This window comes from Stenotrophomonas sp. YJH_SMC_16, from assembly GCF_059367875.1.
This window is the reverse complement of the sequence record NZ_JCAFRH010000010.1, coordinates 114,547-139,616: the sequence shown is the minus strand read 5'-3', so window position 1 is coordinate 139,616 and position 25,070 is coordinate 114,547. Positions and strand designations below refer to the sequence as shown.

Annotated in this window: 23 protein-coding genes; 16 read left to right on the top strand and 7 right to left on the bottom strand. The window is 66.7% G+C overall.

Annotation, left to right across the window (positions count from 1 at the left end; all coding sequences use genetic code 11):
• Nucleotides 1-14: 14 nt before the first annotated feature.
• A complete protein-coding gene (locus AC5P6E_RS18815) occupies nucleotides 15-1,265 on the top strand; it encodes a DUF819 family protein (protein ID WP_010482808.1) in 1,251 nt (416 codons plus the stop codon).
• Between the two features lie 490 nt (nucleotides 1,266-1,755).
• On the opposite strand, the gene AC5P6E_RS18810 is transcribed toward AC5P6E_RS18815, so the two are convergent.
• Both AC5P6E_RS18810 and AC5P6E_RS18805 read right to left on the bottom strand, forming a co-directional pair.
• The gene (locus AC5P6E_RS18810; RefSeq protein ID WP_005410613.1) at nucleotides 1,756-1,980 is read right to left on the bottom strand and encodes a YbdD/YjiX family protein; all 225 of its coding nucleotides are present in this window, start codon (nucleotides 1,978-1,980) and stop codon (nucleotides 1,756-1,758) included.
• Complete coding sequence (locus tag AC5P6E_RS18805) at nucleotides 1,980-4,061, bottom strand: carbon starvation CstA family protein (RefSeq protein ID WP_010482809.1); 2,082 nt, start codon at nucleotides 4,059-4,061, stop codon at nucleotides 1,980-1,982. The genes AC5P6E_RS18810 and AC5P6E_RS18805 overlap by 1 nt, the downstream gene beginning before the upstream one ends.
• Before the next feature lie 215 nt (nucleotides 4,062-4,276).
• Here AC5P6E_RS18805 and AC5P6E_RS18800 point away from each other — a divergent pair, with 215 nt between their 5' ends.
• The gene (locus tag AC5P6E_RS18800) at nucleotides 4,277-5,128 is read left to right on the top strand and encodes a pirin family protein (protein ID WP_053443368.1); all 852 of its coding nucleotides are present in this window, start codon (nucleotides 4,277-4,279) and stop codon (nucleotides 5,126-5,128) included.
• 128 nt (nucleotides 5,129-5,256) lie between these two features.
• Here AC5P6E_RS18800 and AC5P6E_RS18795 read toward each other — a convergent pair whose 3' ends face one another.
• From AC5P6E_RS18795 to AC5P6E_RS18780, 4 genes are all read right to left on the bottom strand, one after another.
• The gene (locus AC5P6E_RS18795) at nucleotides 5,257-5,715 is read right to left on the bottom strand and encodes a hypothetical protein (protein ID WP_010482811.1); all 459 of its coding nucleotides are present in this window, start codon (nucleotides 5,713-5,715) and stop codon (nucleotides 5,257-5,259) included.
• A gap of 194 nt (nucleotides 5,716-5,909) precedes the next feature.
• The gene (gene aqpZ / locus AC5P6E_RS18790; RefSeq protein WP_019338641.1) at nucleotides 5,910-6,629 is read right to left on the bottom strand and encodes an aquaporin Z; all 720 of its coding nucleotides are present in this window, start codon (nucleotides 6,627-6,629) and stop codon (nucleotides 5,910-5,912) included.
• A 121-nt stretch (nucleotides 6,630-6,750) separates the two neighbouring features.
• Nucleotides 6,751-7,614, bottom strand: coding sequence for a pirin family protein (locus AC5P6E_RS18785; protein ID WP_053443836.1), 864 nt, complete (start codon nucleotides 7,612-7,614; stop codon nucleotides 6,751-6,753).
• A 648-nt stretch (nucleotides 7,615-8,262) separates the two neighbouring features.
• Nucleotides 8,263-10,326 (bottom strand): 3-hydroxyacyl-CoA dehydrogenase NAD-binding domain-containing protein, encoded by a 2,064-nt coding sequence (locus AC5P6E_RS18780; protein WP_329835990.1) that lies wholly within the window; start codon nucleotides 10,324-10,326, stop codon nucleotides 8,263-8,265.
• Nucleotides 10,327-10,561: 235 nt separating this feature from the next.
• Between AC5P6E_RS18780 and rpoE the strand changes: the two genes are divergently transcribed.
• From rpoE to recO, 9 genes are all read left to right on the top strand, one after another.
• Complete coding sequence (gene rpoE / locus AC5P6E_RS18775; RefSeq protein WP_010482816.1) at nucleotides 10,562-11,182, top strand: RNA polymerase sigma factor RpoE; 621 nt, start codon at nucleotides 10,562-10,564, stop codon at nucleotides 11,180-11,182.
• Complete coding sequence (locus AC5P6E_RS18770) at nucleotides 11,179-12,060, top strand: sigma-E factor negative regulatory protein (RefSeq protein ID WP_049411162.1); 882 nt, start codon at nucleotides 11,179-11,181, stop codon at nucleotides 12,058-12,060. Before rpoE ends, AC5P6E_RS18770 begins: the two co-directional genes overlap by 4 nt.
• A gap of 74 nt (nucleotides 12,061-12,134) precedes the next feature.
• Nucleotides 12,135-13,670 carry a Do family serine endopeptidase gene (locus AC5P6E_RS18765; protein WP_197577067.1) on the top strand — a complete coding sequence of 512 codons (1,536 nt, stop codon included), beginning with the start codon at nucleotides 12,135-12,137 and terminating at the stop codon, nucleotides 13,668-13,670.
• Nucleotides 13,671-13,850: 180 nt separating this feature from the next.
• A complete protein-coding gene (lepA, locus tag AC5P6E_RS18760; RefSeq protein WP_010482819.1) occupies nucleotides 13,851-15,644 on the top strand; it encodes a translation elongation factor 4 in 1,794 nt (597 codons plus the stop codon).
• 54 nt (nucleotides 15,645-15,698) lie between these two features.
• Complete coding sequence (gene lepB / locus AC5P6E_RS18755) at nucleotides 15,699-16,493, top strand: signal peptidase I (RefSeq protein ID WP_010482820.1); 795 nt, start codon at nucleotides 15,699-15,701, stop codon at nucleotides 16,491-16,493.
• Nucleotides 16,494-16,545: 52 nt separating this feature from the next.
• Entirely contained in the window at nucleotides 16,546-16,929 is a 384-nt protein-coding gene (locus AC5P6E_RS18750; RefSeq protein ID WP_010482821.1) for a DUF4845 domain-containing protein, read from the top strand.
• Nucleotides 16,919-17,599: a ribonuclease III gene (rnc, locus tag AC5P6E_RS18745; RefSeq protein WP_010482822.1), complete on the top strand. Its 681-nt coding sequence runs from the start codon at nucleotides 16,919-16,921 to the stop codon at nucleotides 17,597-17,599. The genes AC5P6E_RS18750 and rnc overlap by 11 nt, the downstream gene beginning before the upstream one ends.
• A complete protein-coding gene (era, locus tag AC5P6E_RS18740) occupies nucleotides 17,596-18,492 on the top strand; it encodes a GTPase Era (RefSeq protein ID WP_010482823.1) in 897 nt (298 codons plus the stop codon). The genes rnc and era overlap by 4 nt, the downstream gene beginning before the upstream one ends.
• 18 nt (nucleotides 18,493-18,510) lie before the next feature.
• Nucleotides 18,511-19,230 (top strand): DNA repair protein RecO, encoded by a 720-nt coding sequence (recO, locus tag AC5P6E_RS18735; protein ID WP_010482824.1) that lies wholly within the window; start codon nucleotides 18,511-18,513, stop codon nucleotides 19,228-19,230.
• Nucleotides 19,231-19,759: 529 nt separating this feature from the next.
• Here the strand turns inward: recO and AC5P6E_RS18730 are convergent.
• Nucleotides 19,760-20,488 carry a response regulator gene (locus AC5P6E_RS18730; protein WP_010482825.1) on the bottom strand — a complete coding sequence of 243 codons (729 nt, stop codon included), beginning with the start codon at nucleotides 20,486-20,488 and terminating at the stop codon, nucleotides 19,760-19,762.
• A gap of 127 nt (nucleotides 20,489-20,615) precedes the next feature.
• Here AC5P6E_RS18730 and rlmD point away from each other — a divergent pair, with 127 nt between their 5' ends.
• From rlmD to AC5P6E_RS18705, 5 genes are all read left to right on the top strand, one after another.
• Nucleotides 20,616-21,950 (top strand): 23S rRNA (uracil(1939)-C(5))-methyltransferase RlmD, encoded by a 1,335-nt coding sequence (rlmD, locus tag AC5P6E_RS18725; protein WP_010482826.1) that lies wholly within the window; start codon nucleotides 20,616-20,618, stop codon nucleotides 21,948-21,950.
• A gap of 33 nt (nucleotides 21,951-21,983) precedes the next feature.
• Entirely contained in the window at nucleotides 21,984-22,469 is a 486-nt protein-coding gene (locus tag AC5P6E_RS18720; protein ID WP_010482827.1) for a CYTH domain-containing protein, read from the top strand.
• A gap of 112 nt (nucleotides 22,470-22,581) precedes the next feature.
• Nucleotides 22,582-23,277: a DsbA family oxidoreductase gene (locus AC5P6E_RS18715; RefSeq protein WP_043402358.1), complete on the top strand. Its 696-nt coding sequence runs from the start codon at nucleotides 22,582-22,584 to the stop codon at nucleotides 23,275-23,277.
• Between the two features lie 165 nt (nucleotides 23,278-23,442).
• The gene (gene nagZ / locus AC5P6E_RS18710) at nucleotides 23,443-24,450 is read left to right on the top strand and encodes a beta-N-acetylhexosaminidase (RefSeq protein ID WP_143994695.1); all 1,008 of its coding nucleotides are present in this window, start codon (nucleotides 23,443-23,445) and stop codon (nucleotides 24,448-24,450) included.
• Nucleotides 24,450-25,004, top strand: coding sequence for a hypoxanthine-guanine phosphoribosyltransferase (locus tag AC5P6E_RS18705; protein ID WP_005410592.1), 555 nt, complete (start codon nucleotides 24,450-24,452; stop codon nucleotides 25,002-25,004). Before nagZ ends, AC5P6E_RS18705 begins: the two co-directional genes overlap by 1 nt.
• Nucleotides 25,005-25,070: the final 66 nt, after the last annotated feature.

Genomic DNA, 25,070 nt, shown 5'->3' with positions numbered 1-25,070 from the left:
CGACAGAGGATCCCGTGCCGACCGAACCCGCTACTGCCCTGATCAGCAACGACATCGTTGGACTGGGCCTGATTGCCGCCACCCTGGCCCTGATCTTCTGGGCCGCCAGTGGTCCGACCCCGCTGCTGAAGAAGATCTTCGCCTGGGTGCCGGCACTGCTGCTGTGCTATTTCATCCCCGCCATCTACAACACCGCTGGTGTCATCGATGGCCACAACACCTCGCTGTACAACCCGGTCGCGCGTGACGTGCTGCTGCCGGCCGCGCTGGTCCTGCTGACCCTGTCGATCGACCTGAAGGGCGTCATCAAGCTCGGGCCGAAACTGCTGCTCGTGTTCTGCGCCGGTACCGCCGGCATCATGCTCGGCGCTATCGTCTCGTTCCAGCTGATGAAGCTGATCCATCCGGAAACCGTGGCCGGTGATACCTGGGCGGGCATGGCGGCGCTGGCCGGCAGCTGGATCGGTGGCGGCGCCAACATGGTCGCCATGCGCGAAGTGTTCGGCACCGATGCCACCACCTTCGGCCAGTTCGCCGTGGTCGACGTGGCCTGCGCCAGCCTGTGGATGGCGATCCTGCTGTTCCTGGCCAACCGCGCACAGCAGATCGACACCCGCAATGGTGCCGACACCCGCGCCATCGACGAGATGAAGGCACGCATCAGTGCCTACGAGGCGCAGAACGCGCGCATTCCCAGCATGACCGACCTGATGGTGATCGTCGGCGTGGCACTGGGCGGCGTCGGCCTGGCCCATGCGATCGCCGCGCCGCTGGCGGGCTGGTTCAAGGCCCATGTCAGCTGGGCCAGCCAGTTCAGCCTGGACAGCCAGTTCGTGTGGGTGATCCTGCTGTCCACCGCGATGGGCCTGGGCCTGAGCTTCACTCGTGCACGCAGGTTGGAAGCGGCCGGTGCATCGCGGCTGGGCACGGTGTTCCTGTACTTCCTGATCGCCTGCATCGGCATGCAGATGAACCTGTTGTCGCTGCTGGACCGGCCATGGCTGTTCCTGCTCGGTGCGATCTGGATGGCCACGCACGTGCTGGTGCTGTGGGTCGTGGCCAAGCTGCTGCGCGCGCCGCTGTTCTTCTTCGCCATCGGCTCGCAGGGCAACATCGGCGCTGCGGCCTCGGCGCCGGTGGTGGCAGCGGCGTTCCATCCGACGCTGGCCCCGGTGGGCGTGCTGTTGGGCACGGTGGGCTATGCCACTGGTACCGGCCTGGCGTATGTCACCGGTCTGATCCTGAAGTGGATGGCCACCGGCTGAGGAGGCCAGCCAGGCGGCGCCCGGCACCCGCGGTAGTGCCGGCCGCTGGCCGGCAACCTCAACATCAAAAGCCAGAGCGGCATTCCGTGTGATGACGGGGTGGGTGCGGTTGAGGGGGACGGCGTGAATACGTCCATGTAGCCTCGGTCGCGCCATCCATGGCGCTCACGCCCCCTCAACCGGACCCACCCGCCTTCGACAGGTTCACGCGGCTGTGGGTAACGGCGACTGCTGGTACGCGCGGCTTTTGGTAGGTGTCGACCTTGGTCGACACCATTTTTCTGTCAGATATCGATAAATAAAACGGGGTCAGATCCGTCTTCTTTCGGAAAACGGATCTGACCCCGCATGTGTCTCGCCGTCACCGGCAATCCGACACCGCCCCGCCAAGCAAACAGAAACCCAGAGCCGACGCTCCAGCAGTTGCAGTTGCAGTTTGTAGTTGCTCGGGCTTTTGCGGGCGCCGGGCTGCAAGCCCGGCACCCAACCCTCAACAGCAGCGGCCGCCATTGCGTCCGCCGTAACGCGCTTCCTGGCGTTCGCGGAAGAACGTCTTGTAGTCCATCGGCTCCTGGTCCGGATGCTTTTCCAGCATGTGCCGGACGTAGTTGTCGTAATCAGGAATGCCACAGCACAGCCGTGCGGTCTGCACCAGGCGCCGCCAGATGCGGCGGTGGGCCTGGTACTGGCCGGCGGGAACCAGTTGCGTGCTCATCACAGATCCACCATTTCATGCGGCTTCAGCGCCACGTACGGGGTCTCGCGGTCGCTGCGCTGCGGATTGCGGCGGGCCGCCAGGATGGTCTTGATCGAATACACCAGCACCGCGCCCACCACCAGCAGGAACAGCGCGGTCAGGCCGGTGTTGACGTAGGCGTTGACCACGATCTGCTTCATCTGCGCCACTGACTTGGCCGGTGCGGTGATGGTGTCGCTGGCGAGCGCGGCCTGGAACTTGTGTGCCTGTGCCAGGAAGCCCTGTGCCGGGTTGCTGTCGAAGATCTTGATGAAGCCGGCGTAGGTGGTGCAGATCAGCAGCCACACTGCCGGTACTGCGGTAACCCACGCATAGCGGTCACGCTTCATCTTGAACAGCACCACCGTGCCCAGCATCAGCGCGATACCGGCCAGCATCTGGTTGGAGATGCCGAACAGCGGCCACAGTGTCTGGATGCCACCGAAGGGATCGACCACGCCGGTGTAGAGCAGGTAGCCCCACAGCGCCACGCAGCCTGCGGTACCGATGATGTTGGCGGTCCACGACTCGGTCTTCTTCAGGGCCGGCACGAAGTTGCCCAGCAGGTCCTGCAGCATGAAGCGTCCGGCGCGGGTACCGGCGTCCACCGCGGTCAGGATGAACAACGCCTCGAACAGGATCGCGAAGTGGTACCAGAACGCCATCATCGCGTCGCTGCCACTGGGAATTGCTTCGTGCAGGATCTGCGCGATGCCCACCGCCAGTGTCGGCGCACCACCGGCACGATGCAGGATGGTCGGTTCGCCGATCGCCGCCGCGGTCGCAGTCAGCTGTTCGGGCGTGATGGTGAAGCCCCAGGTGTTGGTGATGTAGTGCGCCGCCGAGGCCGCGTCGGCACCGATCACCGCGGCCGGGCTGTTCATCGCGAAGTAGATGCCCGGGTCGATGATCGATGCGGCCACCAGTGCCATCACCGCTACGAACGATTCCATCAGCATGCCGCCGTAGCCGATGTAGCGCATGTGCGCTTCATTGGCCAGCAGCTTCGGCGTGGTGCCCGAGGAAATCAGGGCATGGAAACCAGAGACCGCACCGCAGGCGATGGTGATGAACAGGAACGGGAACATGCCGCCCTTCCACACCGGACCATCACCGCTGGCGGCGAACTGGGTCAGCGCCGGCATCTTCAGTTCCGGCATCACCACCAGGATGCCGATGGCCAGCGCGATGATGGTGCCGATCTTGAGGAAGGTCGACAGGTAATCACGCGGGGCCAGCAGCAGCCACACCGGCAGCACCGAGGCGACGAAGCCGTAGCCGATCAGCATCCAGGTGATCTGGGTGCCGGTGAAGGTGAACGCCGGGCCCCAGACCGGATCGGCGGCGACCTTGCCGCCGTACCAGATCGCAGCCAGTAGCAGGATCAGGCCAACCACCGAGATCTCGCCGATCTTGCCGGGGCGGATGTAGCGCATGTACACGCCCATCAGGATCGCGATGGGCATCGTCGCGATCACCGTGAACATGCCCCACGGGCTTTCGGCCAGCGCCTTGACCACCACCATCGCCAGCACCGCCAGGATGATGATCATGATCAGGAACGCGCCGAACAGCGCGATGGTGCCGGGCACCTGGCCCATCTCTTCTCTTACCAGGTCGCCCAGCGAACGGCCGTTGCGGCGGCTGGACAGGAACAGGACCATGAAGTCCTGCACCGCACCGGCCAGCACCACGCCCACCACCAGCCACAACAGGCCGGGCAGGTAGCCCATCTGCGCGGCCAGTACCGGGCCGACCAGCGGGCCGGCACCGGCGATGGCGGCAAAGTGATGGCCGAACAGCACGTGCTTGTTGGTCGGCACGTAGTCCAGGCCATCGTTGTTGATCACCGCCGGGGTGGCCCGGGTCGGATCCAGCTGCATCACCTTGTTGGCGATGAACAGGCTGTAGAAGCGGTAGGCGACCAGGTACAGCGAAACCGCTGCCACCACGATCCACAGTGCGTTGATGTGTTCGCCGCGGCGCAGGGCTACGGTGCCCAGACAGAATGCGCCGAGCAGGGCGAGTACCGCCCAGCCCAGTTTGGAAAACCCTTTCATGAGGTGCTCTCTCCCGGAAAGACAGACAAAGAGTCCCGCGTGCCCTCGACAGGGTCAATTGGCACAGGACGAATCGGCGGTAGTACTTTGGTCGTACGTTTGTTGTGCTGACGTGCAGCGAACATCAGGGATGGAACAATCGGTTGCGGCGCCGTCCATTGGCGTGCGGCCGTGTGGCGTCCATCTTCAGTGGCATCCATCCAACAGGAGTCGCCATGAGCTTTCCCGAACCGGTCCGCGTGCTGCGGACCATCCGTGGCATGCCCACCTCCGACGGTGCCGGCGTGCGCCTGACCCGCGTCATCGGTGGCCCCACGCTGCCCGACCTGGATCCGTTCCTGCTGCTCGATGAGTTCGGTACCGATCGTGCCGAGGACTACATCGCCGGGTTTCCAGAGCATCCGCACCGCGGCTTCGAAACCGTCACCTACATGCTCGACGGGCGCATGCGGCATCGCGACAACCACGGCAACGAAGGCCTGCTGACCCCGGGCAGCGTGCAGTGGATGACCGCTGGCCGTGGCCTGGTGCATTCGGAGATGCCCGAGCAGGAGAGCGGGCAGATGCGCGGGTTCCAGCTGTGGGTGAACCTGCCGGCGAAGGAGAAGATGACGGATCCGAAGTACCAGGAATTCGCGCCCGAGCGCATTCCCGTGGTGCACCCGGAGCCGGGCGTGGACGTGAAGGTGATTGCCGGCAGCGTGGATGGCACGCAGGGCCCGATCGTGCAGCCGGCCACCGATCCGCTGTACCTGGACATCACGCTGGCCCCGGATCGCGCCTGGACCTATGCGTTGCCGGAAGGGCACAACGCCTTTGCATACGTGTTCGAAGGTGGCGTGACCGTGGGGGAGCAGGACGCCGCGCGTGGCGTGGCACGCCAGGAGCTGGCGGTGCTGGGCGGCGGTGAGCAGCTGCACCTTTCGGCCGGCAGCGAAGGCGCGCGGCTGATCCTGGTGGCCGGCCGTCCGCTGCGCGAACCGGTGATGCGCCACGGGCCGTTCGTGATGAACACACGGCAGGAACTGATGCAGGCCTTCGTCGATTTCCAGGAAGGCAAGTTCTGAGGGAGTGCCGGCCGCTGGCCGGCAACCTCTTCTGATCGGGAACGAAGCGTTTGCCGGCCAGCGGCCGGCACTACCGTCGGATCGGGTCGCATTGCGGGGATGCTGCCAGGCAGTCATCCCCGTCACCTTCAGCGCCCCGCGGCCACGGCCGACGGGGTCAGGCTCATGCCCTGCGCCAGCTGCTGCAGCGAGCCCAGTTCCTGGGCGCTGTCCGGATACAGCGAAATCTGCGCGTAACGCCCTTTGTCGAGCTTGACCACACTGATGCGGCGCTCGGCATAGCCGGGCGGCTGCTGGCCTCCCAGATCGGGCTGGTACCAGTACAGCGACTCACCGCCGAAGCTGCCCTTTTCCTGGCGCAGCGAGCGGTTCAATGGAAGGTTGGGATCGCGCGCACTGAGCATCAGGCTCAGTACCTCGCGGCCGTCCCCGGTGCTGGCGCGGCAGACCAGGAAATCGGCCTGTGCCTGCTGTTGCCACTGCAGGCCACTGCTGGCCGGCAATGAAGGACATTCGGTGGGAGCCTGCGCAGCGGCCTGGGCCGCAGCGAACAGCAGGCTCGACAACACTACAGGCGCGAACTTCATGCATCCCCCAAGGTGGTGTGTCGTTGGCTCCGCCGGATGGACCGGCAGCCTTGGCATCCCATCCCCGGATGCCACCCCGGCCGGCATGTGCACGGACGGTCAACTCAACCTTAACGGAACGTGAGCAATCGCACAAATTGCGGTTACAAGCGTAACCATTGCGGCCGAAGGTCGGCCGCAATGGTTCGCAGGCCTCAGCGGTCGTTGCCGATCCACTTGTAAATGATGCCGCCGATCGCGCCGCCCAGCAGCGGAGCGACCCAGAACAGCCACAACTGGCTGACCGCGCCGCTGCCGGCGAAGAAGGCCACCGCCGTGGAGCGGGCTGGGTTCACCGAGGTGTTGGTGACCGGGATGCTGATCAGGTGGATCAGGGTCAGCGACAGGCCGATCGCCAGCGGCGCGAAGCCGGCAGGCGCCTTGCCATGGGTGGCGCCCATGATCACGATCAGGAACACCGCCGTCAGTACCACCTCGCACAGGAAGGCGGCCGCAACGCTGTAGCCGCCGGGCGACAGCGCGCCATAGCCGTTGCTGGCGAACGCACCGGCCTGGCTGCCATCAATGGCGAAGCCACTGGCGCCGGAGGCGATCTGCAGCAGGATGAAGCCGGCCAGCAGGCCGCCGGCGACCTGGGCGATGATGTACGGCACCAGGTCCTTGGTCGGGAAGCGGCCGCCAGCCCACAGCCCGACGCTGACTGCCGGGTTGAAGTGCGCGCCGGAGATGTGGCCGAACGCATAGGCGCCGGTCACCACGGTCAGGCCGAAGGCGAGCGCCACGCCGAGGAAACCGATACCCAGCGGATTGCCGTCACCACCGAACTTGGCGGCCAGCACCGCGCTGCCACAGCCACCCAGAACCAGCCAGAACGTGCCGAGGAACTCGGCGGACAAGCGTTTACCCATGCTCATGTGTTGCACTCCTTTGACGGTTGAAAATGTGATTTATGTCACATTTCAGTGATCAGCGGGTGACTGTAGTGTCAACGCCGGGTGCAGGGATACACCTCCGGATGTGTGCAACACGCGATGTTCAGTACTGCGGCAGCGGGATGAACTCCTTGTCGTCGCCCGGGATGGTGCCGAAGCGACCGGCCTCCCAGTCGTGCTTGGCCTGCTCGATGCGCTCCTTCGAGCTGGACACGAAGTTCCACCACAGGTGACGCGGGCCATCCAGCGGCTCGCCACCGAACAGCATCGCCTTCACCGGCGTCTTCGCGCGCAGGCGACCTGTCGCACCGGCTTCGGGGATCACCAGGTGCTGGGCGGGGATGTCCACGCCGTCCAATTGCGCGTCGCCTTCGAGGATGTACAACGCGCGCTCGCGGTGGCCATTGTCGATATCGATCTCCGCATCCGGGTCGAGGTCGATCGCTACGTTGAGGGTGTCGGCGAACACCTTCACCGGCGATTCCTCGCCATAGGCGCGCCCGGCGATCACCCGCAGCCAGGCACCATTGCGGCGCTGCTCGGGGAGGGTGGCCGCGGCATGGTGGTAGAAGGCCGGTTCGATTTCCTCATGCGACTTCGGCAACGCCACCCAGGTCTGCATGCCGTGGATCGGGTTGTCATGGTCGCGGTCCGGTTGCGGCGTGCGCTCGGAATGGGCGATGCCGCGACCGGCGGTCATCCAGTTGACGTCACCGGGACGGATCACCTGGTCCGACCCCAGCGTGTCGCGGTGGCCGATCGCGCCCGACCACAGGTAGGTCACGGTGGCCAGGCCGATATGTGGATGCGGGCGCACGTCGATGGCGGTGCCGGGGTGCATGAGTGCCGGGCCCATCTGGTCGACGAACACGAACGAGCCGATGCTGCGCGCCTGCAGGGTGGGGACGGCGCGACGGACTTCGAGGCCGCCGATGTCGTGCACGCGCGGGGCGATGATGGTGGTCATGCGGGCGTTCTCGCTGGCAGGGATCAGGTGGTCAGCATCGCATGCAGCTGTGACGGGCACATGCCCCGTATGGGTAACAGGTTGTTCCAGCCAACGGCGCAGCCCCTCGTGGCTGGCTGGTTGGTCGCTGAAGGCAAAAGCAGAAGCCGCGCTTGGCCGGGCGGGTGGGTGGCGCAGGGGGCGCTGCAAGTACGTCCATGTAAGCTCGATCGCCGCATCCATGCGGCTCACGCCCCTGCGCCACCCACCCGCCCGGCCTCTGACAGTTTCCGTGTGCGTCCAGCCACGGAGAAGAAAAAAGAAAATCAAAGTCAGAATCAAACGCCGGTCGCTTCGCTCCTGGTGTCGACCAAGGTCGACACCCACCAGTTCGTAATGATCCGTGCCGACCAACGTCGACATCTACCAGCCATCGCAGTTCACCCACCGTCACCGGGAAACTGTCAGGGGTGGGGCGGTGTCGGGTTGCGGGGTGTCCGCGGCATGGATGCCGCGGCCAAGCCCCCAAGGACGGGTTTACGGCGTCCCCGCAACCCGACACCGCCCCGCCCAACAAACAGAAAAGCCAGAGCCGCTTTGGCTCTGGCTCTGGCTTTTGCTTCGGCGGTTGCCTCTGCGGGTGCCGGGCCGCAGGCCCGGCCGATAAACTCAAACCACTGGTTCGCGCAGGGCGGGGTTGTCCCAGCCGGGGCGCGGGGCGAAACGGTCGCCATGGCGCTGCTGCAATGCCTTCAACCGCTCGACAATCGCATCGGCACCCACCGCACGGATGTGCTGGATCGGACCGCCACGGAACGGGGCGAAACCGGTACCGAAGATCACGCCCGCATCCAGCAGGTCCGCATCGGCCACCACGCTCTCGTGCAGGCACGCCACGGCCTCGTTCAACAGCGGCAGGATCAGGCGGTCCTCCAGATCGGCCGGGGCCTGGTAATCGCTGGCCACGTCCGGCTTCTTCGGCTTGCCGTTTTCCCAGGTGTAGATGCCTTGGCCGTCCTTCTTGCCACGCTTGTCCGGTTCCACCGTCTGCAGTGCGGCCGGAATCTGCAGGCCCAGGAACGGCGCCAGTTCGCGGCCGACGCCTGCGGCCACGTCCAGGCCCACGGTGTCGATCAGTTCGATCGGGCCCATCGGCATGCCGAATTTCACTGCGGCCTTGTCGATCACCGGGCCCGGAATGCCCTCGGCATACGCGGTGGCGGCTTCCAGCATGTACGGGAACAGCACGCGGTTGACCAGGAAGCCCGGGCTGCCGGCCACCGGCACGGGGAATTTGCCCAGCGCCTTGCAGAACGCGGCCAGGCGGCGCTCGGTCTCCGGCGCCATGCCGTCGTGATGGATGATCTCCACCAGCGGCATCTGCGCCACCGGGTTGAAGTAGTGCAGGCCGGCGAACTGTGCCGGGCGCTGGATGTGGTCGCGCAGTTCCACCAGCGGAATCGACGAGGTGTTGGTGGTCAGCAGCGCGTCCAGCTTCATCTTCGGTTCGAGCGTCTGGTACAGCGCACGCTTGGCTTCCGGGTTCTCGATGATCGCTTCGATCACCAGGTCGGCCTCGGCCACGCCGTTGCCTTCCAGATCGGCACGCAGGCGCGCGGCCACCGCCGGGCGCTTGCTCTCGTCGCGCACCTTCTTGGCGAACAGCGCCTGCGCCCGTTCCATGGCCGGGTCGATGAAGCGCTGCTCGCGGTCCTGCAGCGTCACCTCGAAGCCCTTGTAGGCCGCCCACGCGGCGATATCGCCGCCCATCACGCCGGCGCCGACCACGTGCACGTGGCGGATGCCGGAGTCACCGCCGCCCAGGCCCTTCAGGCGCTCGGTCAGGAAGAAGATGCGGATCAGGTTGCGCGCGGTCGGCGTGCTGGCCAGCTTCACCACTGCGCGGCGTTCGGCATCCAGACGCGCCTGGATCGGCTTGCCGCCGCTGCGCTGCCAGGTGCTGATCAGCGCGTAGGGCGCCGGGTACTGGTCCTTCTTGGCTTTGCGTGCGACCTGCTTGACCATCTGCGGTGCCAGCAAAGTGCGTGCCAGCCAGGTGTTGGTGGCCCAGGCCGTCGCGCGCTGCTTGAACGGGCGGGTGGTGCCGGACAGCGCCAGCGCCACGGCGGTGTCGAGCACCACCGCCGGCGCCACCACCTTGTCGACCAGGCCGATGCCACGCGCGGCCGAGGCCGACAAGGTGCGGCCGGTCAGCATCATGTCCATCGCTGCCGGCGCACCGACCAACTGCGGCAGGCGCGCGCTGCCGCCCCAGCCGGGGAAGATGCCCAGCTGGGTTTCCGGCAGGCCGATGCGGGTGCTGCTGTCATTGGAGGCCACGCGGTAGCGGCAGGCCAGTGCCAGTTCGGTGCCGCCGCCCAGGCAGTGGCCGTGGATGGCCGCCACGGTCGGGCAGGGCAGCTCGGCCAGCTTCTGGTAAGTGGCCTGGCCGCGGCGGATGGCGTCGTTGACGGTGCCGCGGCGGTCGAACTCCTGGAACTCCTTCAGGTCCGCACCGGCAATGAAGCCGGCCTTCTTCAGCGACTGGATCACCACGCCCTTGGGCGGGTCCAGTGCAATGCGCTCGAGCAGGTCGCCCAGTTCCAGCAGCACGTCCTGCGACATGGCGTTGACGCTGCTGTCCTGACGATCCAGGGAGAGAACCACCACGCCGTCGTCGCGGATCTCGGGGTGCCAGTGGCTGAAGCGGAGACCATCGAAGCCTGAGAGCATGGACGTTCCATCCGGTTGTGTATGGAGAAGCGGCTATGATCCAGAGGTTGTTTCCCCCGCGTCAAATCCCAATAGCAGGGGAGTGGCGCCCCCGGATCCATGGCCGTGGACCGGAACGCTAACGGAACGGTGGTTAAAAGCTGGTGCGGCGCCAGGTGATCGGCGACTGAACTTTTCCCGGGATTGGCAGTCTCATTGCCCGACGTCGGTTGGGCTGACAGGAGTGCGGCCCCTCATGGCCGATGTTGATACACCTCAGGAGCTGGATCTGGAACTGGTCCGGCGCGTGCAGCACGGCGAGAGCGCCGCGTTCGATGTCCTGGTGCGCAAGTACCAGCATCGCGTGGTGGCCCTTGTCGGTCGCTACATCGCCGACTGGAGCGAATGTCAGGACGTCGCCCAGGACACTTTCATCCGTGCCTACCGCGCGATCGGAAGTTTCCGTGGCGATGCCCAGTTCTCAACCTGGTTGCATCGAATCGCCGTGAATACCGCCAAAAACTACCTGGCTTCACACAATCGCCGACCGCCGACCGATGACATCGACATCGGGGATGCCGAACAGTTCGACAGCGGGACGCGCCTGCGCGACACCGACACGCCCGAACGCGAGTTGATGCGCCAGGAACTGGAACAGACGGTAATGAAGGCCGTCAACGCGCTGCCGGAAGAGCTCCGGTTGGCGATCACCCTGCGCGAGGTGGAAGGCCTGAGTTACGAGGATATCGCGCAGAAAATGGGGTGCCCGATCGGCACCGTGCGCTCACGGATCTTCCGGGCGCGTGAGGCGATCGACACCGAACTCCGGCCGCTGTTGGACATCGGCAGCGCCACCCGTGAGAAGAGCCGCGTATGACCAGTAATCCGTTCAACGAATCGCAGAACCACCAATCGCCCGCCGGGCAGCGCCTGGACCAGCGCCATCGGGAACAGCTGTCGGCCCTGGTCGATGGCGAGCTGGGCGCCGATGAAGCGCGCTTCCTGCTGCGCCGGATGGAGCACGACCCCGAGCTGGCCGGCTGCCAGGAACGCTGGCAGCTGCTGGGCGACGTGATGCGCGGACAGGCGTCGGCGCTGGCGCCGGCCGGCTTCAGCGCCGCCGTGGCCGCCGCCATCGCCGCCGAACCGGCGCCGCAGGCCGAGCCGCGTCGTCAGGTACGCCGCAGTGGTTGGCGGGCTTGGGGCGGTGGCGCCGCACTGGCCGCATCGGTGGCGGCGGTGGCCCTGTTCATGGGCGGTGAGAAGCTGAAGGAGGCCACCCCGGGCGAGCCGTTGGCACCGCAGGTGATCGCCAGCCAGGCCGAACTCGCGCCGGCACCGACGACGCCGGCTCCGGTGACCGAAGCCTCGGTGGATAACGCCGCAATGGCCGTGGCCGGTGTACCGGCAGTGGCCATGGCGGCAGCCAGCCGGCGCCAGGACACCCGTCGCGCCAGCGCTACCCGCAGCCAGCAGGCCGCGCGTGCCGCCCAGCGTGAGGACATGCCGCAACGCGCTGTGGCCGCCGCACAGGCGCCGTTGACCCCGACCGTGCCGGCCAATGCCAGCCGCAACATGCCGTTCGGTGAGGTCGGTGGCCTGCAGGCGCGACCGTGGCCGCGCTCCAGCCTGGCGCCCGCTGCCGGCGGCGCGCTCAATGCGAGCTTCCCGGCCCATGCCGGGGGCGCGGCGTTCTACCCGTTCGAGCCGCGCCTGCAGGACGACCTGCCGGTGCCGCCGCGCCCGCGCGACTGAGCCGGGCGCTTTCACGCCCCGCCGTCGGCGGGGCCCGTATTCCTCTTTCCATCCGATCCGGAGGTTGCCGTCCGATGACTCCCCGACTCCGCACGCAGGCCATGGGCCTGCTGGCCCTGACCCTGCCGTTGATGGCCTGCGCGCAGGCCCCGGCTCCGGCCGCCCAGACCCAGGCCGCGCCGGCCGCCGCGCCGCGGGCGCCGGCCCAGCCGCTGGTCACGGGCCTGCCTGACTTCACCAATCTGGTCGAACAGGTCGGGCCTGGCGTGGTCAACGTCGACACCACCATCGTCCGCAACAACCGCCAGGCCTCACGGGGCCCGATGGGCGGCGACGATGGCATGCCGGAGTTCTTCCGCCGCTTCTTCGGCCCGGATTTCCCGATGCCGGGGCAGGGCCCGGGCGGCCCGGACGGTGGCCCCAGCATCAAGGGCCGCGGCATGGGCTCGGGCTTCATCATCTCGCCCGATGGTTATGTGCTGACCAACTACCACGTGGTGGCCGATGCCAGCGAGGTGAAGGTCAAGCTGGGTGACCGCCGTGAGTTCACCGCGAAAGTGGTGGGCAGCGACCAGCAGTACGATGTCGCACTGCTGAAGATCGACGGCAAGAACCTGCCGACCGTGCGCGTTGGCGACTCCAACTCCCTCAAGCCGGGTCAGTGGGTGGTCGCGATCGGCTCGCCGTTCGGCCTCGATCACTCGGTCACTGCCGGCGTGGTCAGCGCCCTCGGCCGCAGCACCGGCGGTCCAGACCAGCGTTACGTGCCCTTCATCCAGACCGACGTGGCGATCAACCAGGGCAACTCCGGTGGCCCGCTGCTGAACACCCGTGGCGAAGTGGTCGGCATCAATTCGCAGATATTCTCCGCGTCGGGCGGCTACATGGGCATCAGCTTCGCGATCCCGATCGACCTGGCGATGAGTGCGGTCGAGCAGATCAAGAAGACCGGCAAGGTCACCCGCGGCCAGCTCGGCGCGGTGGTGCAGGAAATCGACGGCCTGAAGGCGCAGGCGATGGGCCTGCCGGACAGCCGCGGCGCCCTGGTCAACCAGATCGTGCCGGATTCGGCTGCAGCCCGGGCCGGGGTGAAGATCGGCGATGTGATCCGCTCAGTGAACGGCGCGCCGGTCAACAGCTGGTCCGACCTGCCGCCGCTGATCGGCGCGATGGCACCGGGCAGCCGGGTCACCCTGGGCGTGATCCGCGATGGCAAGCCGCGTGACCTCAGCGCCACCCTGACCGCCCTGACCGAAGACGGGCAGGCCAGTTCGCGTGGCCCGGCCACCGGCGACAGCGATGCGGCGCCGCAGGCCGGCGCCAATGCCCTGCTGGGGCTGGACGTCAGTGACCTGACCGCGCCGCAGCGCAAGCAGCTGGGCCTGGAATCGGGCGAAGGCGTGCGCATCACCGGGGTCAAGGGCCAGGGCGCGCGTGATGCGGGCCTGTCTCCGGGCATGGTGATCCTGCAGGTGGCCAGCACCCAGGTCGGCAGCGTGGACGCGCTGAACCGTGCGCTTTCAAGCTACAAGAAGGGCGACGTGGTGATGCTGCTGGTACGCACCGGCAGCGGCAACAGCGCGTTCGTAGCGGTCAAGGCCGGCCAGTAAGGCCTGCCGGGGCCGCTTCGGCGGCCCCTGCTTCTCCTCCGAAGCCCCGCCCTGGCGGGGCTTCGGCCGTTCCAGACCCGGTCCGATGAGGCCGTTTTCGCGGGCGGGCGCCGGGCATGCGATAATCGACCGTTACCCTGACGACGCCGCGCGCCGCCGCCACCTATGTCTTCTGATTCGATGCGGAACATCCGCAACTTCTCCATCATCGCCCATGTCGACCACGGCAAGTCCACGCTGGCCGACCGCATCATCCAGCTCTGTGGTGGCCTGCAGGCCCGCGAGATGGAAGCGCAGGTGCTCGACTCCAACCCGATCGAGCGCGAGCGTGGCATCACGATCAAGGCGCAGTCGGTGTCGCTGCCGTACCTGGCCAAGGACGGGCAGACCTACCATCTGAACTTCATCGACACCCCCGGCCACGTCGACTTCTCCTATGAAGTCAGCCGCTCGCTGGCCGCCTGCGAAGGCGCGCTGCTGGTGGTCGATGCGGCCCAGGGCGTGGAAGCGCAGTCGGTGGCCAACTGCTACACCGCCGTGGAGCAGGGCCTGGAAGTGGTGCCGGTGATCAACAAGATCGACCTGCCCACCGCCGACATCGAGCGCGCCAAGGCCGAGATCGAGGCCGTGATCGGCATTGACGCCTCCGACGCCGTGCCGGTCAGTGCCAAGACCGGCCTGAACGTGCAGGACGTGCTGGAAGCGATCGTGCACCGCATTCCGCCGCCGAAGCCGCGCGACACCGAGAAGCTGCAGGCGCTGATCATCGACTCCTGGTTCGACAACTACCTGGGCGTGGTCTCGCTGGTGCGCGTGATGCAGGGCGAGATCAAGGCCGGTGACAAGCTGCAGGTGATGTCCACCGGCCGCAACCACCAGGTCGACAACGTCGGCGTGTTCACCCCGAAGCGCAAGGTGCTGCCGGCGCTGCGTGCAGGTGAAGTGGGCTGGGTCACCGCCAGCATCAAGGACGTGCACGGTGCGCCGGTCGGCGACACCCTGACCCTGGCCGGCGACCCGGCACCGAAGCCGCTGCCGGGCTTCCAGGAAATGCAGCCGCGCGTGTTCGCCGGCCTGTTCCCGGTCGATGCCGAGGACTATCCGGACCTGCGCGAAGCGCTGGACAAGCTGCGCCTGAACGATGCCGCGCTGCGCTTCGAGCCGGAAAGCTCCGAGGCGATGGGCTTCGGCTTCCGCTGCGGTTTCCTCGGCATGCTGCACATGGAAATCGTGCAGGAGCGCCTGGAGCGCGAATACAACCTGGACCTGATCAGCACCGCGCCGACGGTGGTGTATGAAGTCCTGAAGACCGATGGCTCGATCATCAACATGGACAACCCGGCCAAGCTGCCGCCGGTGAACCAGGTCGAGGAGATCCGCGAGCCGATCATCCGTGCCAACGTGCTCACCCCCGAGGAGTACATCGGCAACATCATCAAGCTGTGCGAAGAAAAGCGCGGCAGCCAGATCGGCATCAACTACCTGGGCAGCCAGGTGCAGATCAGCTACGAGCTGCCGATGGCCGAAGTGGTGCTGGACTTCTTCGACAAGCTGAAGTCGGTCAGCCGTGGCTATGCCTCGCTGGACTACCACTTCGTGCGCTTCGACGCCGGCCCGTTCGTGCGCGTGGATGTGCTGATCAACGGTGACAAGGTCGATGCGCTGTCGCTGATCGTGCACCGCAGCCATGCCGACCGCCGCGGCCGCGAGCTGTGCGAGAAGATGAAGGACCTGATCCCGCGCCAGATGTTCGACGTGGCCATCCAGGCCGCCGTCGGCTCGCAGATCATCGCCCGTACCACGGTCAAGGCCATGCGCAAGAACGTGCTGGCCAAGTGCTATGGTGGCGACGTTTCGCGTAAGAAGAAGCTTCTGGAAAAGCAGAAGGAAGGCAAGAAGCGCATGAAGCAGGTCGGCCGCGTGGAGATCCCGCAGGAAGCGTTCCTGGCCGTGCTGCAGATGGACAACAAGTAAGCCCGCACCGGCCCTGCGGGGCCGGTCGTCCGGTGACGTTGCAAAGGACCCTGAATGAAACTGTTTGAGATCCTCCTGGTCGTGCTGACCCTGGCCTCGGGCCTGATCCTGCTCGCGGACAAGCTGTACCTTGCCAAGCGGCGTGCCCAGCGCGCCGGCCTGCTCGATTCCGAGCCGGTGCTGGTGGACTACTCGCGTGCGTTCTTCCCGGTGCTGGCGATCGTGCTGATCGTGCGCAGTTTCATCGCCGAGCCGTACAAGATCCCGTCCAGCTCGATGATGCCGAACCTGTTGATCGGTGATTTCATCCTGGTCAACAAGTTCTCGTACGGCCTGCGCCTGCCGATCAGCAACACCAAGATCGTGCCATTTGGCGAGCCGTCGCGTGGCGATGTGGTGGTGTTCCACTTCCCCGGCCACAGCGACAACGACCCGGCAAAGGGCGAGAACTTCATCAAGCGCGTGATCGGCGTGCCGGGTGACACCGTGGTCTTCGAAGGCGACGGCATGATCCTCAATGGCGAACCGCTGAAGTACGACAACAAGGGCATCTACGCCGGCCACAAGGGTCAGGGCGAGGGCGCCAACCTGCTGGTCGAGCACCTGCCGGGCCGCACCCACACGGTGCTGGAGACCGACTACCCGCGTGGCCAGGGCCAGTGGACCGTGCCGGCCGGCAAGTACCTGGTGATGGGCGACAACCGTGACAACAGTGACGATGGCCGTTTCTGGGGCCTGCTGCCGGAAGAGAACCTGCGCGGCAAGGCCTTCCTGATCTGGCTGAACTGCCAGGGCTGGTTCTGCAAGGATGGTTTCGAGCCGTCGCGGATCGGCTCGAGCATCAACTGACCGGGCATCAACCGGGTATTTTCACATCCAACGCGTATCTGGGGAGAACGCAATGAAGACGATGAACACGCAGCGTGGCATGACCCTGACCTCGTTCCTGACGGTCCTGATCGTGGTTGGCTTCTTCCTCTACATCGGCATGAAGCTGTTCCCGATGTACCAGGAGTACTACGCGGTGCGCTCGGCGATGAAAAGCCTGGCCAACGAGCCGGGCGTGGGCAGCATGGAGCCGGCGCGCATCCAGGACCTGTTCTTCAAGCGCCTGTACATCAACTACTCGGACAATGTGAAGCCGGCCAACGTGAAGTTCGACCGTCGCGACAATGGCTGGACCCTCAAGGTCAACTACGAAGTGCGCCGTCAGCTGATCGGCAACCTCGATGTGGTTGGCAAATTCGATTCTTCCCAGGACCTGACACGAAGCGGTGCCCAGTAAATTCATCCAACGTGGCGACCTGATTGGTCATGCCTTCAGCGACCCGGCCCTGCTCAAGCAGGCGCTGACGCATCGCAGTGCCGGTGCGCCGCACAACGAGCGCCTGGAGTTCCTCGGCGACAGCATCGTCAACATGATGGCGGCCGAGGCGTTGTACCGACGTTGGCCCAAGGCTGACGAAGGGGCGATGACCCGTGCCCGTGCCGAGCTGGTGCGTGAAGGCGCGCTGGCGGTGATCGGGCGCACCCTGGAACTGGGCGAGCGGCTGACCCTGGGCCCGGGCGAAATGAAGTCCGGCGGTCATCGCCGCGACTCGATCCTGGCCGATGCGGTGGAAGCCGTGGTGGCTGCGATCTACCTGGATGCCGGCTTCGAGGCCTGCCGGGCGGTGGTACTGCCCTGGTTCAGTGCTTCGATCGAGGCACTGCCGGCCTCCGGCCGACCCGAGAAGGACCCCAAGACCCGCCTGCAGGAATGGCTGCAGGCCCGACAGAAGGCGTTGCCGCAGTATGAACTGGTGTCAGAATCCGGTGACGACCACGCCAAGCACTTCCGGGTACGCTGCAACGTAGCCGACCCGGCCGCCAGCATCGAGGGCGAAGGCGCCTCGCGGCGGCTTGCCGAACAACAGGCGGCTGCAGCCGTCCTAGAACAACTGGATTCCAAGTGAGCGAACAAACTTCCCATCATTGCGGCAGCGTGGCCGTCATCGGCCGCCCGAACGTGGGCAAATCGACCCTGACCAATGCCCTGGTCGGCGCCAAGGTCAGCATCGTTTCCAACCGCCCGCAGACCACGCGCCATCGCCTGCTGGGCATCGCCACCTATCCGGAAGGCCAGTTGGTGCTGGTCGACACCCCCGGCCTGCACAAGGTGCAGAAGCGGGCGATGAACCGGGTGATGAACCGTGCCGCGCGCGGCTCGCTGGAAGGCGTCGATGCCGGCCTGCTGGTGATCGAAGCCGGTCGCTGGGACGAAGAAGACAGCCTGGCCTTCAATGTGCTGCGCGACGCCGGTATCCCGGTGGTGCTGGTGGTCAACAAGATCGACCGTCTGAAGGACAAGGGCGCGCTGCTGCCGTTCCTGCAGGAAGTCACCGCCGGCCGCGATTTCTCGTCCGTGCACCCGATCTCGGCGCAGAAGCGCAACGGCCTGGAAGCACTGGTACGCGACGTACTGGCGCTGTTGCCGGAAGCGCCGCCGATGTTCGGCGAAGACGAGATCACCGACCGCAGCCAGCGATTCCTGGCCGGCGAGCTGGTGCGTGAGCAGCTGATGCGCCAGCTCGGCGAGGAACTGCCGTATGCGACCACCGTGGAAATCGAGCGCTTCACTGAAGATGGCAACCTGCTGCGCATTGGTGCGGTGATCTGGGTCGAGCGCGAGGGCCAGAAGGCGATCGTGATCGGCAAGGGCGGCACCCGGCTGAAGGAGATTGGTGCCAAGTCCCGCCTGCAGATGGAGCGTCTGTTCGGGGCCAAGGTGTTCCTGGAGACCTGGGTGCGCGTGCGTGAAGGCTGGTCCGACGACGAGGCCGCACTGAAGGCCTTCGGTTACGAGTAAGCCGTTGCGGTCGCTTCGATGATGATCGAGGACGACACTGGCTTCGTGCTGCACGCACGGGCCTACCGCGAGACCAGTCTGCTGGTCGAAGTGTTGAGTGCGCAGCATGGCCGGATCGGCCTGCTCGCGCGTGGCGTATCCACCGCCAAGGGACAGGTGCTGCGGGCTGCTCTGCAGCCGCTGCAGTGGATCCGCTTCAGTGCCCAGCAGCGGGGCGAACTGGCCCAGCTGCGGGGTGCCGAGGCGCTGGATGCCGCGCCACGCCTGGTCGGCCAGGCGATGCTGGCCGGCTTCTACCTGAGTGAACTGACCCTGCGCCTGGCCCCGCGCCAGGACCCGCTGCCTGAGTTGTACCTGGCCTACGGCGAGGCACGTGCGCGGCTGGCCGTGGGCGCCGGCCTGGCCTGGACCCTGCGTCGCTTCGAACGCGAGCTGCTGTCCGCGCTGGGCCTGGGTTTCGATCTGGACAGCGCGAGCGACGGCCAGCCGATCGACCCGGCCGCGCGCTACGAACTGGATCCGCAGGAAGGCGCGCAGCGCCTGCTGAGCGAGCGCGGTGGGGAACGCCGGGCGGCGGCGACTGGCTCGGCGCTGCTGGCGTTGGCGGCCGACGAAGAGCCCCATGCCGCCGACCTGGCCAGCCTGCGTCTGCCGATGCGGCGGGTGCTGGCCCATCACCTGGGCGCCCGCGGCCTGAAGTCCTGGGAAATGCTCGAGCAGCTCGCGCCCCGCAGGTAGGGGATGTTCGGCAGGGCTTGCAGCCCTGCACCTGCCGAATCAACGTCAACGTCAAAAGCAAAAGCTGGTTATCCGTGGGTCGGCGGGGTGGGTCCGGTTGCGGGAGACGCCGTAAACCCGTCCTTGGGGGCTTGGCCGCGGCATCCATGCCGCGGACACTCCCGCAACCGGACCCACCCCGCCTTCGACAGATTCTTGCGAGCTGTTGGACATGCCGACGGGGTCAGATCCGTTTTCCGAAGGAAAACGGATCTGACCCCAGTTTGAATTTCGATATCTGACAGAGATTCATCCACGCATGGCGTGGATCTACTGGCCACCGGTCAACTGTCGAAGGCGGGGCGGTATCGGAGGGCGGGGTGTCAGCCGCATGGATGCGGCTGCCAAGCCCCCAAGGACGGGTTTACGGCGTCCCCGCCCTCCGATACCGCCCCGCCAACCTACGGAATGCCAGCTTTTGCTTTTGCTGTTGACGTTGCCTTGGCTTGAAGCCTCTGCAGGTGCAGGGCGCAGCCCTGCCGGCCAACCCTCAATGCAGCAGGGCCGCCACGGCGGCGCGGAACCCGTCCTGGGCCTGCCCGGACTCCGGCGCATGATGCAGCTGCCGCACCGCGCGTCCCAGCCGTGCCGCGCCGACGAAGCCACAACTGGCCTGCAACCGGTGCAGCTGGCTGCGCAGCTGGCGCTCGTCGTGCTGGTCCACGGCCTGCTCGACCGCGTCGCGTACCCCCGGCAACTCGGCCAGGAACAGCTCGCGCAGGGCGATCAGGTGGTTGCGCTGGCCATTGAGCGCGGCCAGTGCCGCGGTCTCGTCCCAGTCCTGCACCTGCAGCTCGACCGCTGCCGGGGCCGGGGCGACAAAGATCCCCGCGGGGCTGTTCACCAGCGCGCGGCGCACGGCTTTCAGCAACTGGTCGCGGCCCAGCGGCTTGACCAGCGTGTCGCTGAAGCCAGCTTCACGCAGGCGGGCATGGATGGAGGTGTCGCCGTCGGCGGTATGCGCCAACGCCGGGGTGTCGGGGTGTGAACGGCGCAGTTCGCGCAGCAGCTGCGCGCCGTTGCCGTCCGGCAAGTTGACGTCGATCAGCCACAGGTCATGCGCGCCGGGTTCGGCGCTCGCCAGCGCACTGGCCAGTGAATCTGCGGTGTCCACGTCCGCCGGTAACGTTTCCAACGCCGCCTTGAAAAAACCGCGGCTGATGATGTCGTCCTCGACAAGCAGGAAGCGGGGCCGGCTGGCCCGCGGGGTCATCTGCATCAGGGCTGCCTCCATGTCAGCTGTTGCAATCATCAAGCACGGCGGCGGCGGGCGCAAGCGGGTCCGGGCCCTGCCGGTCAGGATCTGCGACAATACGCCCCCATTTTTGCCCGCAGCCTGTTGCCACGTGGCCCGATCCCGCTCCCGCATCGACCGTACCCCGTTCCAGACCGAGATCCTCGACCTCAGCCATGATGGTCGCGGCGTCGCCCGCCGTGAGGGTGAGGGCGGCAAGGTCACCTTCGTCAGCGGCGCACTGCCGGGTGAGGTGGTCATGGCCGAACAGACCGCCCGCAGCCGCCATTTCGACGAAGCGCGCACGGTGGAAGTGCTGAAGGCCTCGCCGCAGCGCGTCACCCCGAAGTGCCCGCACTTCGGCACCTGTGCCGGCTGCGTGCTGCAGCACCTGGACGAAGACCAGCAGATCGTGGCCAAGCAGCGCGTGCTGATGGACAACCTGGAGCGCATCGGCCACGTGAAGCCGGGAACCGTGCTGGCGCCGCTGGTCGGCGAGAGCTGGGGCTACCGGCGCAAGGGCCGCTTCTCGGTGCGCCGGGTCGAGAAGAAGGACAAGACCCTGGTCGGCTTCCGTGAACAGGACCCGCGTTTCGTCGCCGACCTCAGCCAGTGCCTGACCGTGATCCCGGAAATCGGCACCAAGGTCGAGGCGCTGTCCACTTTCATCGAATCGCTCGACGGCAAGCGCGATATTCCGCAGATCGAGTTCATCGCCGGTGACCAGGCCGTGGTCCTGACCGTGCGCCACCTGCAGCCGCTCAGCGATGCCGATCGTGCGGCCTGGGCCGCCTTCGGCCAGCAGCATGGCTTCGTGATCTACCTGCAGTCCGGCGGCGTGGACACCGTGCAGCCGCTGGACGGGCAGGGCGTGCCGCTGTCGTTCCGGCTGGCGCCGTGGGACGTGGAACTGGCGTTCCGCCCGCTGGACTTCATCCAGGTCAATGCCAAGCTCAACGAGAAGATGATCGCCCACGCCCTGGACCTGCTGGAACCGGGTGAGGACGAGCGCGTGCTTGACCTGTTCTGCGGCCTGGGCAATTTCACCCTGCCGCTGGCGCGCCGCGTGCGCGAAGTGGTCGGCGTGGAAGGCGATGCCGGCTTGGTCGCGCGTGCGCGTGAGAACGCCGAGCGCAATGGCCTGGCCAACGCGCAGTTCTTCAGTGCCGACCTGACCCAGGACCAGCGCAGCACCCCGTGGATGCGCCAGGGCTTCGACAAGCTGCTGCTGGACCCGCCGCGTTCGGGCGCGATCGAAGTGCTGCAGCAGCTGCCGCTGAAGCAGTTCAAGCGCATCGTCTACGTCAGCTGCCACCCGGGCTCGCTGGCCCGCGATGCCGGCTATCTGGTCAACGAACAGGGCTTCACCCTGGTCAGCGCCGGTGCCATGGACATGTTCCCGCACACCGCGCACGTGGAAAGCATCGCGGTGTTCGAGAAGCGCTGATCGGCTGTCATGCCCATCGCGCATAATGGTGCGATGGGCATCGAAATCGAACGCAAATTCCTCGTCAGCAGCGATGGCTGGCGCGCCGCCGCGCACCGGGTGATCCCGATGGCGCAGGGCTACATCAACGACATGGGGGCGCTTGACCGCGGCACCCAGAACGCCTCGGTGCGGGTGCGCATCGAAGGCGACCACGCCGCGTTGAACCTGAAGTCGCGCACCATCGGCCATACCCGCCAGGAGTTCGATTACCCGATCCCGGTGGACGATGCACGCGCACTGCTGGCGCTGTGCGTGGGCGGCCTGATCGACAAGCACCGTCATCTGGTCGAGCACGCCGGCCTGACCTGGGAGGTGGACGAGTTCCTCGGCGACAACGCCGGCCTGGTGGTGGCCGAGGTCGAGCTGGACAGCGCCGACCAGGCGATCGACCTGCCGGATTGGGTGGGTGCCGAAGTCACCGACGATGCGCGCTACTACAACGTCGCGCTGGCCAGTCACCCCTATTCACAGTGGTGAACCCCAAAAAGGGGACGGAGGGGATTAAGTCATCTTTACCCCACCTGTGCGGGAACCGACTTAGTCCCCTCCGTCCCCTTTTAACGAGGGAGGCGGGCCCCATGTCGTGGGGATGAGAATCGATATCTACTCCGACGTGGTCTGCCCCTGGTGCTGGATCGGCAAGCATCGTTTCCAGCAGGGCGTGCAGTTGCTGGGCGCGAACGCGCCTGAACTCGATATCCACTGGCAGCCGTTCCAGCTGGACCCGGATGCGGACGCCACCCCGGTGCCGCTGCGCGAGGCCTACGTGCGCAAGTTCGGGGGCGTCGAGCGTACCGAGCAGATCCTCGGCCAGACCCAGACCACCGCGCGTGCCGAGGGCCTGCCGATGGACTTCAGCCAGGGCCAGGTGCGGGTGACCACGCTGCCGGCGCACCGGGTGCTGTGGCTGGCCGGCGAGCATGGCGTGCAGGATGCGGTCGGCGAGGCTCTGTTCCGCGCTCACTTCGAGCACGGCCAGAACCTGGCCGACCCCGCGGTGCTGATCAAGGCCGGCGTGGCGGGCGGCCTCGACGCCGGCGAAATCGCGCAGATGCTGGCCTCCGACCGCGGCCTGGCCGAGGTCGAAGCCAAGCTGGCGCAGGCCCATGCATTGGGCGTTTCTTCGGTGCCGACCTTCGTCATCGATGGGAAGTGGGCCATTTCCGGGGCACAGCCGCCGGAGGCCTTCGCCAACGCCCTGCGCCAGATCGCGGCCGAACAGGGCGCTCCGGCAGCGTCGGCTGACGGCGACGAGGCCTGCGGCCCGGACGGCTGCAAGGTCTGACCTGCCCCCCCAAAAGGGGACGGAGGGGATCAAGAGGTATCCAGCCCACCTGGGTCGATTGCGCCTTGATCCCCTCCGTCCCCTTTTTCTGACCACTGCGCCTGTCGGCCGGTTCTGCGACAATGCGGCACTGCGCCATGCGGGCGCGCGTTGTGGAGATCGACCATGCTGCTGATCGGCGTTGCCGGTACCGAACTGACCGCCCAGGAACGTGACTGGCTGCAGCACGATGCCGTGGCCGGGGTGGTGCTGTTCAAGCGCAACTTCGCCTCGCGCCAGCAGGTGACCGATCTGAGCGCGGCCATCCGCGCCGCTGCCCCACGCCCGCAGCTGATCTGCGTGGACCAGGAAGGCGGCCGCGTGCAGCGTTTCCGCGAGGGTTACAGCGATCTGCCGCCACTGCAGGACATTGGTGCGCTGTATGCCACCGACCCGCAGCAGGCCTTGGCATTGGCCGAACGGCACGCCTGGCTGATGGCCAGCGAGGTACGGGCCAGCGGTGTGGACCTGAGCTTCGCGCCGGTGGTCGACCTTGGCCGTGGCAACCGTGCCATCGGCAACCGCGCCTTCAGTGAAGACCCGCAGGTGGTGGCCGCGTTCACCGCCGCCTACGTGCGCGGCATGCATTCGGTCGGCATGGCCGCCACGCTCAAGCATTTCCCCGGCCACGGCACCGTGCTGGAAGACACCCACGTGGATACCGCGATCGACCCGCGCGCGCTGGACGCGCTGCGCGCGCAGGACCTGGTGCCGTTCCAGGCCGGCATCGCCGCCGGTGCCGACGCGGTGATGATGGCGCACGTGATCTACCCGCAGATTGCGCCTGAACCGGCCGGCTACTCGCCGCGCTGGATCCAGGACATCCTGCGCGGCGAGCTCGGCTTCCGCGGCGTGGTGTTCTCCGATGACATCGGCATGGCCGCCTCGCACAGCGCCGGCGGTGTGTCCGCGCGCGTGCACGCGCATCTGGATGCCGGCTGCGACGTGGTGCTGGTCTGCCACCCGGAACTGGTCGATGAAGCCCTGCACGCGGTGCAGGGACGCTCCCTCAATACTGCTGCGCTGCTGGGCCTGATCGGCCGTGGCGCGCTTGGCTGGGATGGCCTGCTGGCCGATGCCCGCCATGGCGACACCCAATCCCGTCTGCTTGAAACCCTTGGAAGAACCGTCTGATGCCCAACCTCACCATTTCCCAGGCCCTGGCCCAGGCTGACCTGCTGGTCGACCGCCCCACCATCGACAAGGCCATCGCTGGTATCGCCGACGCCATCGCGCGCGATTACAAGGGCGAGGTGCCGCTGTTCCTGTCCATCATGCACGGTGCGCTGCCGTTCGCCGGCCAGCTGGCGCTGGAACTGGGCGCGCGCGGCCAGGACGTGCAGTTCGATTACCTGCACGCTACCCGTTACCGCGGTGAAACCACCGGCGGCGACCTGGTCTGGAAGCACAAGCCGGCCACTTCGCTGTTCGGCCGCCGCGTGCTGCTGGTTGACGATATCCTGGACGAGGGCTACACCCTGCAGGGCGTGCGCACCTGGTGCCTGGAACAGGGCGCGACCGACGTGCGCATCGCCGCGATGACGGTGAAGAAGCACGACCGCGCGCTGCCGGACGTGACCGCCGACTACGCCGGCATCGAACTGCCGGACCGCTACGTGTTCGGCTTCGGCATGGACGTCAATGAAACCCTGCGCTGCGTGCCGGCCATCTACGCGATGAAGGAATAACGGCGCAGCCGCCCGCGGCGCGTCTTCTTCTGCCGCCGGCATCCTCGGGTGCCGGCGTTCGTCTTT

Coding starts and splice junctions, on each gene's coding strand:
- AC5P6E_RS18715 (WP_043402358.1), top strand. CDS start 22,582: ATGAGAATCGATATCTACTCCGACGTGGTCTGCCCCTGGTGCTGGATC.
- AC5P6E_RS18705 (WP_005410592.1), top strand. CDS start 24,450: ATGCCCAACCTCACCATTTCCCAGGCCCTGGCCCAGGCTGACCTGCTG.
- lepB (WP_010482820.1), top strand. CDS start 15,699: ATGAAACTGTTTGAGATCCTCCTGGTCGTGCTGACCCTGGCCTCGGGC.
- AC5P6E_RS18785 (WP_053443836.1), bottom strand. CDS start 7,614: ATGACCACCATCATCGCCCCGCGCGTGCACGACATCGGCGGCCTCGAA.
- rpoE (WP_010482816.1), top strand. CDS start 10,562: ATGGCCGATGTTGATACACCTCAGGAGCTGGATCTGGAACTGGTCCGG.
- AC5P6E_RS18810 (WP_005410613.1), bottom strand. CDS start 1,980: ATGAGCACGCAACTGGTTCCCGCCGGCCAGTACCAGGCCCACCGCCGC.
- AC5P6E_RS18770 (WP_049411162.1), top strand. CDS start 11,179: ATGACCAGTAATCCGTTCAACGAATCGCAGAACCACCAATCGCCCGCC.
- AC5P6E_RS18805 (WP_010482809.1), bottom strand. CDS start 4,061: ATGAAAGGGTTTTCCAAACTGGGCTGGGCGGTACTCGCCCTGCTCGGC.
- AC5P6E_RS18730 (WP_010482825.1), bottom strand. CDS start 20,488: ATGCAGATGACCCCGCGGGCCAGCCGGCCCCGCTTCCTGCTTGTCGAG.
- AC5P6E_RS18750 (WP_010482821.1), top strand. CDS start 16,546: ATGAAGACGATGAACACGCAGCGTGGCATGACCCTGACCTCGTTCCTG.
- AC5P6E_RS18765 (WP_197577067.1), top strand. CDS start 12,135: ATGACTCCCCGACTCCGCACGCAGGCCATGGGCCTGCTGGCCCTGACC.
- AC5P6E_RS18795 (WP_010482811.1), bottom strand. CDS start 5,715: ATGAAGTTCGCGCCTGTAGTGTTGTCGAGCCTGCTGTTCGCTGCGGCC.
- lepA (WP_010482819.1), top strand. CDS start 13,851: ATGCGGAACATCCGCAACTTCTCCATCATCGCCCATGTCGACCACGGC.
- AC5P6E_RS18780 (WP_329835990.1), bottom strand. CDS start 10,326: ATGCTCTCAGGCTTCGATGGTCTCCGCTTCAGCCACTGGCACCCCGAG.
- AC5P6E_RS18720 (WP_010482827.1), top strand. CDS start 21,984: ATGGGCATCGAAATCGAACGCAAATTCCTCGTCAGCAGCGATGGCTGG.
- aqpZ (WP_019338641.1), bottom strand. CDS start 6,629: ATGAGCATGGGTAAACGCTTGTCCGCCGAGTTCCTCGGCACGTTCTGG.
- AC5P6E_RS18800 (WP_053443368.1), top strand. CDS start 4,277: ATGAGCTTTCCCGAACCGGTCCGCGTGCTGCGGACCATCCGTGGCATG.
- nagZ (WP_143994695.1), top strand. CDS start 23,443: ATGCTGCTGATCGGCGTTGCCGGTACCGAACTGACCGCCCAGGAACGT.
- recO (WP_010482824.1), top strand. CDS start 18,511: ATGATGATCGAGGACGACACTGGCTTCGTGCTGCACGCACGGGCCTAC.